The following is a 1,099-nucleotide window of genomic DNA, read 5'->3' as shown; positions in this document are numbered from 1 at the left end:
AAACGAACGTTTAAAAAACGCTTCAAGCCCAAAGTCATTTCCATTTATATATCAACGTATTAACCCATCATAAAGATAAAACCCGATTTTTTATTCCCGCCTTTCCTCCACAAAAACGAAAACTTGGCATACCTTTGCATTTATTTTACAAACTACAGTAATTTTAATTATTAACCCAAAAGCATTAGAGAATGAAGGCAAAAGAGACACTCCAAAGTAAGGAAAAAAAACAAAAAAACACACACCGGAAACGGATGTAAAGCACGGTATATCAGCTCCTAAAGCGGGAGTAGGACGTCCCGCAAGCGGGGAGGTTATGGGAATACTGCCACAATACAGGAAAGAAGTCATTAAAGACATCATACTATGGAAAAAGTCAAGGTACTTTATAGAAGAAAAGCCGACAAGCCATAAGGCATTGGCACAATGGGCATACTCACATTTCGACTTCAGAACGCCAGACTATAAAAGACTGTCAGAAAACACTATAATACAAGAGTTCGGTGAAGTGTGGCGGGAAATGAAGGTAGCAGGAGAGATATAGGGAATAAAACAAAAAAGGGCAGAAACCACGAAACTTATTGACAATAATTAAATATAAACAACTTAAGGAATAAACCACTTATCTTTGCCGCCACTTTGGTAAGGATGAAGCCACACCGCCTGTCAAACCAATACAATTATTAATTCTAAAGACTACAAAATGAGAAAGTCAACAAAGAACGCTTCACTTCACGAAGCACTGAGAAACCTATGGAAAATACGTATCATGCTGGAAAAGAACTACACGGAAACATGCGCCACATGGATGACCCAACGGATAGAAAGCCTGATAGACCACATGCAATACGGGCATGCTGTCATAGCCTACCACAAGCAGGACGGGACATTCAAACTCGTAAAAGCCACCCTGATGCCCTACAAGGCAGACTTCAACAAGAATTACGACATTACAAGAGTGACAAGCACCATAGCCTTCTGGGACGTGGAAATGCAGGCTTGGAAAACCTTCCAGCTGGAAAACTTCCTGGAATGGAGACCCGTATGCTAACCATGAATCACCAATCATTAAAACACTAGAAACAATGGCCATGATGTA

Annotated in this window: 2 protein-coding genes; both read left to right on the top strand. The window is 40.3% G+C overall.

The window, feature by feature from the left end:
- Nucleotides 1-316: 316 nt before the first annotated feature.
- Nucleotides 317-544, top strand: coding sequence for a hypothetical protein (locus M1B78_RS18385; protein WP_257930582.1), 228 nt, complete (start codon nucleotides 317-319; stop codon nucleotides 542-544).
- A 159-nt stretch (nucleotides 545-703) separates the two neighbouring features.
- Nucleotides 704-1,051, top strand: a complete 348-nt coding sequence (locus M1B78_RS18380) for an SH3 beta-barrel fold-containing protein (RefSeq protein WP_257930583.1) — start codon at nucleotides 704-706, stop codon at nucleotides 1,049-1,051.
- Nucleotides 1,052-1,099: the final 48 nt, after the last annotated feature.

The organism is Bacteroides muris (ex Fokt et al. 2023) (assembly GCF_024704895.1).
In the GTDB taxonomy this organism is placed as follows: Bacteria; Bacteroidota; Bacteroidia; order Bacteroidales; family Bacteroidaceae; genus Bacteroides; species Bacteroides muris.
This window is presented reverse-complemented; position numbering and strand designations above follow the sequence as displayed.